The organism is Neobacillus niacini, from assembly GCF_000759675.1.
GTDB classification, from domain to species: domain Bacteria; phylum Bacillota; class Bacilli; order Bacillales; family Cytobacillaceae; genus Neobacillus; species Neobacillus niacini_A.
This window is the reverse complement of record NZ_BAWM01000098.1, coordinates 172421-186004: the sequence shown is the minus strand read 5'-3', so window position 1 is coordinate 186004 and position 13584 is coordinate 172421. Positions and strand designations below refer to the sequence as shown.

Below are 13584 nucleotides of genomic sequence, written 5' to 3'. Positions count from 1 at the left end.
GGAGAATTAATGAATGTTTATTACAAAGCATGATGATGGATATTTATATATTGTTAATCAATATGATCATTCTGTCCAAGCAGGGGAGGTTGCACGTCATTGGGGAAATGACCAATATGCACGGCCTAACCATTTTGAATCTCTCTGCTTGGCTGTCCAAAAGCATGATATTGGCTGGATCGAGTCCGACACGACCGTATTGTTCAATGATGCTAGTGGTCAGCCTGTTCCTTTCCTAAATGTCAACCTGCTGCAACACGTAGATTTTTATGGGAAAGGTTATGAACAAGTAAAAGTAGAGGACCCTTATGCTGGACTCTTGGTAGGTATGCATTGGATTGGTTTATATACCAGCCGTTTCGGTTATGATCCATCGTTTACTTTTAAAATTCCATCAGATTTGGCTCCACTTATCGATGAGAAAATTATCAGCTTGCAGAAGGAATGGGTAGATTTAAAAATGAAATTATGGGATAAATCAGGACCCAGAAGTCAATTCGAAAATAATCTGTGGAAGAATTATGAGATTGTTCAATTTATGGACCGACTTTCTCAATATGTTTCTATGCATAAGCAGGATACGACGAATGAATTAATTATGGGACCAGTCCGTCAAACGGTTGATAGCAAAGGATGTATGATTACCGTTAAAGGGCAAGGTAATGGCTCAGTTGTAATAGACCCATTTCCTTTTGATTCCGAAGTAGAAACAACTGTGGTATTGCGGAAAATTCCAGATATTCGATATGAATCGCATAATGCAGTATATAAAGCACTTGAAGAAGCTGAAGTAGAACGTGTCACATGGAAGTTCATACCTTCACAGCAAGGACAAAACGTTAAATCAATTGCAAATGAAAGTGTAATATCGTAACTGCCAAAAATTTTAAATTTCAAACAATGTGGAGGTTTAATTATGAAAAAGGAATACCGTCTTGGTCTGATTGTACCCAGTTCAAATACTACAATGGAAAAAGAGATCCCTGCGATGTTGCACGCGCGGGAACAAATTGAACCACAAGAAGCGTTTACCTTCCATTCCAGCCGCATGCGCATGATGCATGTCACAAAAGAGGAACTGGCAAAAATGGATACAGCAAGTGACCGATGTGCATTGGAGCTCTCTGACGCACGTTGCGATGCACTCGCATACGCATGCCTAGTGGCCATTATGTCACAGGGTCCGGGCTATCACTGTATTTCTGAGGACCGCCTTTCTTCAATTGCAAGAGAAAATGGTACTGCCGTTCCAGTAGTTAGCAGTGCAGGTGCCTTAATCGAAGGGATAAATGCTTTAGAAGCAAAAAAGGTAGCGATCATCACCCCTTATATGAAACCTTTAACAAAGTTAGTTGTTGATTATATTGAGTCTACGGGTATTGAAGTCACTGATTCTATCAGTCTAGAAGTTTCCGATAATTTAGAAGTGGGCAAACTCGATCCTTTAAACCTGATTAATATAGTTAATAACCTAAATGTAAGCAATGCGGATGCGGTTGTTTTGTCGGCGTGTGTACAAATGCAGTCACTTCCTGCCATTCAAAAAGTACAGGATAAGTTAAACCTTCCAGTTCTTTCAGCTGCAACTTCAACTGTGTATAAACTATTAAAAGAGTTGAATTTAAAGCCAGTAGTTCCGAATGCAGGGTATCTCCTATCTAGAGGATATTAATTCTGTTGAGTGTAGTGGGCAAGAACGAAAATATGAGATTGGGAGGAATAGTAAATGGCAAAAATTCTTATTCATTTAACACATGGACCTGAAGCACCTACACAAGCTGACCGCGCATTTCTTATTGCTAAAACAGCGATAAATGAAGGGCATAAAGTCTCTATGTTTTTAGCTGGAAGCGCTGTTCAGCTGATGCGCGATGATATTTTGGATAGTGTAATTGGAGTTGGAGAAGGTGTAACCTCTCTGCGTGAATCATACGAAACGATTATTGCTGGTGGAGGGGATATTTATCTATCCAGAATTTCCTGCGGTGCCCGGGGCATGAGTGAGCAAGCGTTAAGTGGAAAAAAGGTGGAACTTGCTGAACCCAATGTTCTTGTACAGCTGACCGTAGATCATGATCGTGTAATTACTTATGGATAAGGGGAGAAATATTCATGAGTCGGATTTGGGATGATTATTTGGATGAACGGGATAAAAAGGTCTACCAAGGGGCTGGTTTAGGAAAAAAGATGGGAATTGGTAAAAAACCTGCTCTTGTAATCGTAGACGTACAATACGGTTTTACAGGGGATTGCCCAGAAAACATCGAGGAATCCATTCGAAAATATCCAACTAGCTGTGGAGAAAGCAGCTGGCAAGCCATTGAACATATTAAAGTACTGTTAAATGCTGCAAGAAAAGCTGAGCTTCCCATATTTTTCACAATTATTGAGGGAAGTAAATCCTCCTCTAACGAACGCGTGGCCATCAAAGGAAATATTTTTGATCATCCAGCGCTTTTGGAAGGAGAAAAGGGCACACAAGTAGTAGAGGAGCTAAACCCTCAATACGGAGAGGTTGTCATTTCCAAGAAAAAACCTAGTGCTTTCTTCGGGACACCATTAGTCTCCTATCTAACAGCCCAACAGGTTGACACAGTAATTATTACGGGCTGTACAACTAGCGGCTGTGTACGTGCCTCTGTTATTGATGCATTCTCAAATAATTATAAAGTGGTCGTTCCAGAAGAATGTGTGTTTGACCGGGGAATTGCATCTCATGCTATTAATCTTTTTGATATGCAGCAGAAATATGCGGATGTCGTATCCCTGGAAGAATTGATAAAGGAACTCAATTAATTTAAGTTAGGTCATAACTTAAGTAATACTGGTTACTTAACACTGTACAAATGGGAGAGAGAACTTAAAATATTATCAATAAACTCCTATGAAACTCTCTCTCAATCCATCTTCTATACAACCATTTCTACTTTTCTTCTATTAATCCCGTCCCATGGCTTTATATCTCAAGATACACGGATTAAAAAATCCAGTTTAGTTAATATAGACAGACAGTGAGGAGGGTTGTTGCATGGTTTATCGTGATGAAGAAATATTTGACATGATTATTATTGGTGGTGGACCTACTGGCCTTTTCACTGCTTTTTATGGGGGAATGCGCAAGTGCCGGGTTAAAATCATAGAAAGCATGCCGCAATTAGGTGGACAGTTGGCGGCTTTATACCCTGAAAAATATATTTATGACATTGCTGGATTTCCTAGAGTACGTGCAAAAGATCTAGTAGAGTCCCTAAAAGAACAGGCTTTAGGATTTAACCCAGCTGTTGTATTAGAAGAATGTGTTTTGCGAGTGGAGAAGCAAACCGATATGTTTGAAGTAACAACCAATAAAGGAACCCATTTTTCAAAAGCTATTATTATTACTGCCGGAGTAGGAGCCTTTGAGCCAAGACGCCTTGAACATCAAGACGCACATTATTATGAAAAGAAAAATCTTCAATACTTTGTAAGTGATTTAAATAAGTTCTCTGATAAAAGGGTAGTGATCTTTGGTGGAGGGGACTCTGCTTTGGATTGGGCATTGATGTTAGAATCAGTTGCAAAGGAGGTTACAATTATTCATCGGCGGGAAAAATTCCGTGCGCATGAACACAGTGTTGAGCAATTAAAAAGATCTACTATAAACATTCTTACACCTTATCAGTTTAAAGACATAATTGGAACAGAGAAAATAGAACAAGTTGTTATTTTTAATGGTAATACAAAAGAGGAAAAATCGATTGAATTAGATGAGTTAATCGTAAATTTTGGTTTCGCTTCTAGTTTAGGTCCTATTAAAGATTGGGGCCTTCTATTTGAAAAAGGCAGCATCGTTGTTAATTCAAAAATGGAAACAAATATTCAAGGGATATACGCAGCTGGAGATATTTGTATATATCCTGGAAAAGTTAAATTAATTGCAGTTGGGCTGGGTGAAGCTCCTACAGCTGTAAATAATGCAAAGGCATATATCGATCCGGTTGCAAAGCTTCAACCAGGTCATAGTACTACAATGAATATATCTAAACAAACAGTACTGATTAAATAGGAGGGGTGATACCTTGTCTAAAGTAGATTCTTTAACAAATCTTCCTAAAGAGTCATTAAAGCTGCATAAGGAACGTCAAGGTAAAATAAGTGTTATATCAAAGGTTGAAGTGAATAATCAAAGAGATTTAAGTTTAGCATATTCTCCAGGAGTTGCAGAACCTTGTAAGGAAATTTATGTGGATCCTGATAAAGTTTATGATTATACCATTAAAGGAAACCTTGTTGCTGTTATCACTGACGGAACAGCTGTATTAGGACTTGGTAACATTGGTCCTAATGCAGCCATGCCTGTGATGGAAGGAAAAGCGGTCTTATTTCAGGCATTTGCAGGTGTTGATGCATTTCCTATTTGTTTAAATACAAATGATGTTGATAAATTTGTTGAAACGGTAAAAATGTTGGAACCAACATTTGGGGGAATAAACCTTGAGGATATCGCTGCACCGAACTGCTTTTTAATCGAGCAGCGGTTAAAAGAGGAAATGAATATACCAGTATTCCACGATGACCAACACGGTACAGCCATTGTAACTGCCGCAGCATTACTAAATGCATGTAAATTAACTGAAAAGAAATTAGGGGATATCAAGGTTGTTGTAAATGGTGCGGGTTCTGCAGGGATTGCTATTATAAAGTTTCTTTTGAACATGGGTGTTCAGGATGCGATTCTTTGTGATACAAAAGGTGTTATTTCCGAAGGTCGCACAGTTGGCATGAATCCAATAAAAGAAGAGATCTCAAAAATAACAAATAAAACTGGGGTAGAAGGTTCTTTGGGCGAAGCATTGGCGGGCGCGGATGTGTTTATCGGAGTATCTGTAGCCGGAGCATTAAAAAAGGAAATGGTAGAATCGATGAATACTGATCCCATAATTTTAGCCTTGGCAAATCCGGATCCTGAAATTATGCCTGAGGATGCGAAAGCAGCTGGAGCAAAGGTGATTGGAACTGGACGATCGGATTTCCCGAATCAAGTAAATAATGTTCTTGCCTTCCCAGGTATATTTAGAGGGGCACTTGATGTTCATGCCACTCAAATTAATGAAGAAATGAAAATCGCCGCAGCGATTGCAATCGCTGATCTTGTCCAGTCATACGAATTAACATCAGATTATGTGATTCCTTCTCCTTTTGACAAAAGAGTAGCGTCACATGTCGCTGCAGCTGTTGCGGAAGCTGCTATTAAGACTGGAGTGGCAAGAAGAAATGTGGGTTCGGATGAGATAACGAGAAAGATGCAATTCCTGTAAAGTTGAAAATTTAAAGGTCGATAATGATTATTATAGATAGGAGGGAGGAGGATGGATACATCCAGTAAACTCCTTAAGGAAACTACATCAATGGCTGTTTATAGGCTTTTATATAACCACATAGTAACGGGTTACTTTCAACCAGGAGAATGGATAAGAGAAAGACAACTCAAGGAATTGTTGGGAGTTAGCAGTACACCAATCCGGGAAGCTATAAAAATGCTCGTTCAGGAACGAATATTAGAGTCAGTTCCTCATCACGGAGTTCGTATTAAAAATTTTTCTATTAAAGAGATTGAAGATATTTATGAATTAAGGGCGGAATTGGAAGGATTGGCAGCCCACCTAGCTGCTAAGCGTGGAAGTATAACCCAGTTTAGAAAAATGGAGGAGCTTCTAACACTAACAGAAAGAAAAATAAGAGAAAATAGCAATATACCGGATTCGGAATTACTTATTTTCAACAATGATTTTCATGACTTTATTATAGAAGTAAGTGGAAATCACGCATTGAAAAATACTCTTTATCACCTTCGGGCAGGTATTGATTTGATCCGAGTAATGTCATGGAAGAGAAACAGTGGTCGTTCATTCGAAACCTTAAATCAACACAGGTTGATTTTGGAAGCTATAATGGCTAGAGATCCAAATTTAGCACGTAAAAGAACCCAGGAACATATTTGGGATTCTGTAAAATTAGTTTTACAAGCTGCTAAAGAGGCGATTAATGCGAAATAGCATAGCGGCATCGACCTGTAATATTAAAACCAAAAACTCCTCTTTAAGAGGAGTTTTTACTGTTATGATAACGTGTATAGAAGTTTCTTGATCCTATTATCCAAACTGCAAAGACTGCGATAGTTCCATACACTCTTTTTTTAAACATTTAATCAGTTCTGAATCACTCGATAGATCCAATACACCTAATATCCCAACAATTGAGATGGTCGCAATAATTTTATTATCCCTGCCAAATACGGGACATCCAACGGCTACAATCCCCGGAATGAGAGACTCCCTCGTGATGGAATATCCATTTTTTCTGATTTCTGAAAGTTCATTTTTAAATTCTTCTGGATTTAGGTGATGCTCAATGATTTCTCTGTGAATCATTTCATTTGGTACTACCTCAGGCAAAAAAGCGGCAAACAACCTTCCTGAAGTAGTGAGGACGATACTAGTTTGATACCCTACTCTAATCCCGATATTTACCGATCGGTTGCTCTCTTTTAATTCGATCGGATAGGGAGCATTTCCTCTCCAAATGGTTAAAAAGACAGTTTCATTTAGTGTGTTTCTCAATCTGATTAAAGTTGGTGAGGCTAACTCTCCGATATCCAAGCTTTTTGAGGCTTTATTCCCAATCCTGATAAGGTCAGATCCAATTGTATAATGAAGTGAAGAATCCCTCTGTAAGAATCCAGTTCGACAAAAGCTAGTAAGGTATCTGTGAAGCTTACTTTTAGATATATCGCACAATTCCGAAATTTCAGAAATGGATAGAGGCTTATCTGCTTCTCCTATTTTCTTTAGAATATTTATCCCGAGTTCCAAAGATTGAATCCCTTGTCCGCTCATTTCTAATTCCATTTTCATATCTTTTATTTTTTCTCTCCTCACTTATTTTTTTGGATATATGTAATCAGAATACCACCTTATATATATTAATTTCTGGGTATGATAAAACAGGATATTAGTTGCGTTTATGAACTAGTATATAAATAATACAAATGATTCGCAAGATTAACAAAGGAAGAGTCTTTAAATGTTCACACAATATTAAGAAAAAAAGGTCTTTTGAGTTAATAACATCGAATTAATTATTCGAAAATAATATAAAGAAACATGTACTGAATATCCTTCATTAAGATTAAGGAATCCAGTACATGTCAAAAATCACAATGCTTCTTTGATAATTGTTTCTTCTTCTTCTAGTTTTGGTTTAACACGCGTTTCTTTTCCAAGGAACAATACATTTAATGCAGCAATTATACATGTCACAAAGAACATGATAAAAATGGTAGTAAAGGGAACCTTGGCTGCTATTAAAGTACCTACTATGAGTGGACCGATTATGGCTCCTATACGTCCTGCAGCATTTGCCAAACCTGCTCCTGTTGCACGAACGGTTGAATCATAATGATCGGTAGTGTATGCATAGGTTGTACCAGTTACTCCTAAGAAGAAAAACGAGAGTGCCATTCCCCCCGCAATAAGCATAGGCAATGATTCTGCATTTCCAAAAATAATAGCACTGATCGCTGCCATTATTAAATAAGTAATCAATACAAATTTACGGCCTACCTTTTCAACAAGCCAGGCTGCACTAAAAAACCCAGGTAATTGTGTTAGGGTCATTAACAATACATAACCAAAACTCTTAATAAGACCAAATCCTTTTAATACCATTACAGAAGGTAACCATAAAAACATCCCATGATAAGAGAACATTACCAAAATCCATAGGATCCAAAGCATAGTGGTATCCTTTGCATATTTTGGTGACCAAAGAGACTTAATATTTTGTATGATGCTAGTATTTTTCTTTCCAGTAGATTGGAATTGTGGAGAATCGGGAAGCCCTTTACGCATATATATTGCTAATAGTGCAGGTAAGGCTCCAATTATTAAAGCTGAGCGCCAACCCCAAATCGGCATGATGAAATAAGCAATCATAGCTGATAGAATCCATCCTACTGCCCAAAAACTCTCAAGAAGAACAACCATACGACCTCGTTTATGCTCTGGAACATTCTCTGCTACTAAAGTAGAAGCAACAGGAAGTTCGCCACCTAACCCAAGACCGATAAAGAATCGGAAAATGAGAAAAATCGTGAAAGTGGTTGCAAAAGCTGATATTCCACTGGCTAGAGAAAATAATAAAACCGTGTACATCAGAATTTTATTTCGTCCCATTCGATCAGCTAATGCACCAGCAACGATTGCCCCTATGAACATACCAATAGCATTTACACTTCCTAGTAATCCTGCTTCCTGAGGTGTAAGATTCCATTCTATTATTAACGCAGCAGCAATAAATGATATTAGACCAACATCCATTGCGTCAAAAATCCAGCTAAACCCTGATACGATAAAAATTCTCCGAAAGGAAACTTTCTTATTACTCTTGGTCTCCATTTTCTTTCACTCCTTTTTCTTTAAACTTCATATGTTTGCTGACAATCCTCCATTTCTTTAATTTTAAAAATTCAAAATATTATATCTTCTATAAATAATAATTTATATTTTATATATTGTTAAATATCAAAATCTAATAATGATATAAATTTTTCACATAGTAATTTCATTGATTAATAATAGTAGAGCTTGTAATATGAAAAAAAGATACTTGCATAATATTTTGAAAATTGTACTAAAAAAAATGGATCTTTTCAATACAGATAATTGATATTCAATTATCTGTATTTTATGGAGTTAACTAAAGGAGGTAAACCTTTTTGAGTAACGTTTTTATGAAAGAGATTAAGGTCGAAAATGCAGTTGGTATGGCACTTGCACATGATCTTACTCAGATTATTCCAGGGGAATTTAAGGGGAGATTGTTTAAGAAGGGCCATGTAATTAGTGAAGAAGATATTCCTAAATTATTGGATATTGGTAAAGGTCACATATATATATTGGACATACCAGAAGATTATATCCATGAGGATGAGGCAGCCCAACGAATGGCTAAAGCGATAGCAGGTGAAAATGTATATGCTATAGGGCCATCAGAAGGAAAAATCACGATTAAAAGTCAAATACAAGGTCTTTTAAAAATAAATGAAAAAGTGATACATCAAATCAATAGTCTAACGGGGATAGCCCTGTCTACTTTAGTAACGAATCGTCCTGTAAAGAAGAATGATGCTGTAAGTGGTGTTAGGCAGATTCCACTAATTTTAGAAGAGTCTATTATAAGGCAGGTTGAATCCATTTGTCAGGAACATTCTTATATTGTAAAAGTTATTCCGTTTCGCTCACTAAAGGTTGGAATGGTTACTACGGGAAGCGAAGTTTATGAAGGAAGAATTCAAGATAAATTTGGTCCCGTGGTTAAAAAGAAAATGGAGGACTTTGGTTCGAAAATTGTGGAGCAATGTTTTGCTCCTGATCAGTCAGAGATTATTGAAAGTAAAATAAAGTACTTTTTGAATCAGGATGTCGATTTGATTATTGTTACTGGAGGCATGTCTGTGGACCCTGACGATCGCACACCTTTAGCGATTAAAAATACAGGTGCTGAAATTATCAGGTATGGAATTCCCATGTTGCCTGGGTCAATGATGCTTGTTTCCTATTATAATGAAATTCCTATTTTGGGTCTCCCTGGCTGTGTGATGCACGACCCCTATACATCATTTGATGTTTTTCTTCCGCGAATTCTAGCGGGAGAAAAAATTATAGAAAAGGATATTATTACGCTTGGATACGGTGGGTTTCATACTTGTTAAAAGTAATAAAATTGACTTTTTAAGATAACAGAGAGTGAGGAAAAACAATGACAGTTAACAATTCCAAATCATTAGATTCAATAAATCGTCCTCTCCGTGATTTACGTATCTCTGTTACAGATCGATGTAATTTCCGGTGCCGCTACTGTATGCCAGAAGAAATTTTTGATAAAAACTTTCAATTTATGCCGAATGAAAAGCTGCTTAGTTTTGATGAAATCACTCGTCTCGCTCGCATTTTTGCTTCACTCGGGATTGAGAAAATACGTCTTTCTGGCGGGGAGCCATTATTACGAAAGGACTTACCAAAATTAATTAGGGTATTAAATGAAATTGATGGGATTTCAGATATAGCTTTAACAACCAATGGTTCTCTCCTTTCACATTTCGCAAAGGATTTAAAGGAGGCAGGTCTTAAACGTATTAATGTTAGTTTAGACAGTCTTGATAATGAAACATTCCGCCGAATGAATGGCGGTCGTTGCGATGTAGGTACGGTATTGGAAGGAATTGAGGCGGCTGCCAATATTGGAATGGAAATTAAGGTGAATATGGTGGTCCAAAAAGGAGTAAATGATCAGGATATTCTTCCAATGGCTAGATACTTCCGAAATACCGGGCATGTATTACGCTTTATAGAATTCATGGATGTAGGCAATAGCAATGGCTGGGATTTAAGGCACGTTGTTTCTAAACGAGAAATTATCGACTTATTAAATGATGAAATGCCCATAGAACCGGTGCCGCCCAAGTACTTCGGTGAGGTAGCAAGCCGTTTTTACTATCGAGGTACAAACAAAGAGATTGGAATTATTTCTTCCGTAACAGAATCCTTCTGTTCTTCTTGTACAAGGGCACGTCTTTCTGCAAATGGTCATTTATACACCTGTCTATTCGCAACGAATGGGACGGACTTACAAGGGCTGATCCGATCAGGAACAAGGGATGAAGAATTAAGGTTATTCATTCAGGAAGTTTGGGGAAGTCGATTTGATCGATACTCTGATGAAAGATTTTACGCAACTAACATTCCTAAGCACCAGAAAATAGAGATGCACTATATTGGGGGATAAATTAAAGAGGATGTTGCTTTGTTGAAATTAATGTTTTATTTTTAAAAATATTGTCACCCAATTATTAACATGATACTATTGGTTGAAATTAAATCCCCTCCAGCAACGAAATAGGTAAAACTGCAAATAAGTACCTCTCTTAATTGAGGTACTTTTTGTCTTCCCTAGAGAAAATATTTTTTCTTTAAATACATGAAATTTTGCTTCAGTAACAATTCCCATTAATTTTACCTCCAATTCTTTTACAAAGGTGAACTTTGTGGCCCAAATATACTAATTTACACAATGTTAATAACAAAAAGTCATATAAAAATATCTAAAATATGCAACTGTAACGGTAGCAAAAAAAAATTGCGGGAACAACCATTTTAAACATTATTATGCAAAGTATTTTGGCATATAGCAAAAAAACTTTGCAGTAATTCCTCGTAAAAGAATAGTTAAATGTATATTTCTTATGGGAATCAGGTTGGCACACTTATTGCATTAAAGAAGAACAAGATATAAAACAATTTTATGTTGCTAATGGTGAAAATCAGTAAATAAAAAAACTGATTTGATTTATCTGAAATATTCAGAAGGTTCAGTTTTAACTTCAAAAAATTTAAGTGAGGGATGTTTTATGTGGATCATTACGGTGCATACAGAAAAGAATATTCAAATGTTTGAGTTCGATAATCAAGAGGAAGCAAGAGCCACTTACAAGAGTATAAAAGGGTGTAAATTTCTCAGTGAAGTGATTTACTATAATGATTTTGATGTAGTTGAATCACAATATTAGACCGATTTTACCAATCTTTAGAAGTATTGACAGTCTTTTTGGGAAGTTTAGGTTATTTTTATATTTTTGCAAAAAAATATTTTACTTTTCTTAAAATAGTAACTATTATAATATTAAAAATAGTTTCAAATTTCTAAATCGCTGAATCCGTTAAGGCACGGGGGAACCATATGGATTTATTGAATCCAAGGGGTGAATCCTTTTTAAGGTAGGGCTACTCAGGAGGCCCGAATCCGGCAGCTAACCTCGTAAGCGTTTATGAGAAGGAAGGTGGAACTTGTGACACGATTATTAAGTGTCAACAAGTCTATTTCCCATGACTTGTTGACACTTTTTTTGTTTCTTTAATAGATTTTCTACTACTAAGGGGGATTATTAATTTTCAATAAGTAAAAGCATTCATCTGTTTGTAACCGTTTTCTATTAAAAAATGAAAGGACTGAAGTAAATGTTACCAGAACGTGAAATGAAAATATTCCAGCAATCTGTAGATCAACAAAATGAACAGACATTAAAACGCGAGTTAAAATCCCGGCATTTAACGATGATTTCAATCGGAGGTGCGATTGGTACTGGACTGTTCCTCAGCAGCGGGGCAGCTATCAGTACAGCCGGCCCTGGGGGAGCTTTGCTTGCATATGCAATAGTTGGAGCAATGGTCTTTTTTATCATGACTAGTTTAGGAGAAATGGCTGCTTTTATGCCAGTAAGCGGTTCATTTAGTACATATGGAACAAAATTTGTGGATCCAGCATTTGGTTTTGCGATTGGTTGGACCTACTGGTTTAGCTGGTCGATGACAATTGCAGCAGAGTTAGCCGCCTCAACCATGATCATGAAATTCTGGTTTCCGGATAGTCCTTCTTGGGTATGGAGTGCATCATTTTTAGCGCTTATTTTTCTATTAAACTATTTATCTGTTAAAGGTTATGGGGAAGGGGAATATTGGCTATCCTTAATTAAAGTTTCAGCGATCATTATATTTATTATTGTTGGCTTACTGATGATTTTCGGCATTATGGGAGGAGAAGCAATAGGGTTTAAAAACTTTACAGTGGATAAAGCTCCTTTTTCAGGTGGTATTTTAAGTGTTTTTGTTATTTTTATTGCAGCAGGTTTTTCTTTCCAAGGTACGGAAATTGTGGGGGTTACTGCAGGAGAAAGTGAGGATCCAGCCAAAAATGTACCAAAGGCGATTAAAAGTGTTTTTTGGAGAATCCTAATTTTTTATATTTTGGCGATTGCAGTGATCGGGCTTCTTATTCCTTATACCAATCCGAATTTACAAAATGATAATGTGATGGTAAGTCCATTTACCCTTATTTTTGAAAAGGCTGGGATTGCCTTTGCAGCTTCACTGATGAATGCTGTTATTTTAACTGCAGTATTATCAGCTGGTAATTCTAGTTTATATGCTTCAACCCGGATGTTGTATTCGATGGCGAAGTCGGGACAAGCACCACTGATTTTTGGAAAACTTAACAATCGTGGAGTTCCGGTTGCAGGGATGATTCTAACCTGTGCTATAGGTGCGCTTGCCTTTTTGGCTTCCTTTTTTGGTGATGGTATGGTCTATATTTGGTTAATGAACGCGATCAGTATAACTGGATTTATCTTCTGGCTCGGTATTTCCATCAGTCATTATCGGTTCCGAAAAGCCCTTATCGCTCAAGGGCATTCATTGGACAAGTTACCGTATAAGGCAAAATGGTTTCCGATTGGGCCAATTTTCGCTATTGCTTGTGGAATTATCGTAATATTAGCTCAAAATTTCCAAGCCTTTCTTGCCGACCAGATTGATTGGGGCGGTGTTGTAGCAGCTTACTTAGGTATTCCGTTTTTCCTTTGTTTATATTTTGGATATAAACTGATTAAGAAAACGAAAGTGGTTAAACTTGAGGAAGTTGAGTTTGACTTTGACAAAAAATATAATTAATCGAAAACGGTTTTTTTGTTGAAGATGGAGAAGATTTCAGGCT

Annotated in this window: 13 protein-coding genes and 1 riboswitch; of the genes, 11 read left to right on the top strand and 2 right to left on the bottom strand. The window is 36.9% G+C overall.

Annotation, left to right across the window (positions count from 1 at the left end; translation table 11 throughout):
* Positions 1-13 precede the first annotated feature (13 nt).
* The 7 genes from TR08_RS22815 (at position 14) to TR08_RS22785 (ending at position 6035) form a co-directional block, all read left to right on the top strand.
* Positions 14-874 carry a DUF3891 family protein gene (locus TR08_RS22815; protein WP_045522120.1) on the top strand — a complete coding sequence of 287 codons (861 nt, stop codon included), beginning with the start codon at positions 14-16 and terminating at the stop codon, positions 872-874.
* A gap of 42 nt (positions 875-916) precedes the next feature.
* Positions 917-1672, top strand: coding sequence for a maleate cis-trans isomerase family protein (locus TR08_RS22810; RefSeq protein WP_045522118.1), 756 nt, complete (start codon positions 917-919; stop codon positions 1670-1672).
* A 54-nt stretch (positions 1673-1726) separates the two neighbouring features.
* Positions 1727-2098 carry a DsrE family protein gene (locus TR08_RS22805; RefSeq protein WP_045522116.1) on the top strand — a complete coding sequence of 124 codons (372 nt, stop codon included), beginning with the start codon at positions 1727-1729 and terminating at the stop codon, positions 2096-2098.
* A gap of 14 nt (positions 2099-2112) precedes the next feature.
* Positions 2113-2796, top strand: coding sequence for an isochorismatase family protein (locus TR08_RS22800; protein ID WP_045522115.1), 684 nt, complete (start codon positions 2113-2115; stop codon positions 2794-2796).
* Positions 2797-3028: 232 nt separating this feature from the next.
* Positions 3029-4045, top strand: a complete 1017-nt coding sequence (locus tag TR08_RS22795; RefSeq protein WP_045522113.1) for an NAD(P)/FAD-dependent oxidoreductase — start codon at positions 3029-3031, stop codon at positions 4043-4045.
* Between the two features lie 13 nt (positions 4046-4058).
* Positions 4059-5297: an NAD(P)-dependent malic enzyme gene (locus tag TR08_RS22790; RefSeq protein ID WP_045522111.1), complete on the top strand. Its 1239-nt coding sequence runs from the start codon at positions 4059-4061 to the stop codon at positions 5295-5297.
* 51 nt (positions 5298-5348) lie between these two features.
* A complete protein-coding gene (locus TR08_RS22785; RefSeq protein ID WP_045522109.1) occupies positions 5349-6035 on the top strand; it encodes a GntR family transcriptional regulator in 687 nt (228 codons plus the stop codon).
* A 96-nt stretch (positions 6036-6131) separates the two neighbouring features.
* Here the strand turns inward: TR08_RS22785 and TR08_RS22780 are convergent, their stop codons facing one another.
* Together TR08_RS22780 and TR08_RS22775 are read right to left on the bottom strand one after the other, a co-directional pair.
* Positions 6132-6893 carry an IclR family transcriptional regulator gene (locus TR08_RS22780; protein ID WP_045522107.1) on the bottom strand — a complete coding sequence of 254 codons (762 nt, stop codon included), beginning with the start codon at positions 6891-6893 and terminating at the stop codon, positions 6132-6134.
* A gap of 300 nt (positions 6894-7193) precedes the next feature.
* The gene (locus TR08_RS22775; RefSeq protein ID WP_045522105.1) at positions 7194-8435 is read right to left on the bottom strand and encodes an MFS transporter; all 1242 of its coding nucleotides are present in this window, start codon (positions 8433-8435) and stop codon (positions 7194-7196) included.
* A gap of 335 nt (positions 8436-8770) precedes the next feature.
* Between TR08_RS22775 and TR08_RS22770 the strand changes: the two genes are divergently transcribed.
* From TR08_RS22770 to TR08_RS22760, 4 genes are all read left to right on the top strand, one after another.
* A complete protein-coding gene (locus TR08_RS22770) occupies positions 8771-9751 on the top strand; it encodes a molybdopterin-binding protein (RefSeq protein WP_045522352.1) in 981 nt (326 codons plus the stop codon).
* Between the two features lie 47 nt (positions 9752-9798).
* The gene (moaA, locus tag TR08_RS22765; protein WP_081954615.1) at positions 9799-10824 is read left to right on the top strand and encodes a GTP 3',8-cyclase MoaA; all 1026 of its coding nucleotides are present in this window, start codon (positions 9799-9801) and stop codon (positions 10822-10824) included.
* 622 nt (positions 10825-11446) lie between these two features.
* Positions 11447-11605: a hypothetical protein gene (locus TR08_RS32760; RefSeq protein ID WP_193747829.1), complete on the top strand. Its 159-nt coding sequence runs from the start codon at positions 11447-11449 to the stop codon at positions 11603-11605.
* A gap of 129 nt (positions 11606-11734) precedes the next feature.
* A riboswitch (cyclic di-AMP (ydaO/yuaA leader) is annotated at positions 11735-11875 on the top strand.
* Between the two features lie 196 nt (positions 11876-12071).
* Positions 12072-13541, top strand: a complete 1470-nt coding sequence (locus TR08_RS22760) for an amino acid permease (protein ID WP_045522351.1) — start codon at positions 12072-12074, stop codon at positions 13539-13541.
* Positions 13542-13584 lie beyond the last annotated feature (43 nt).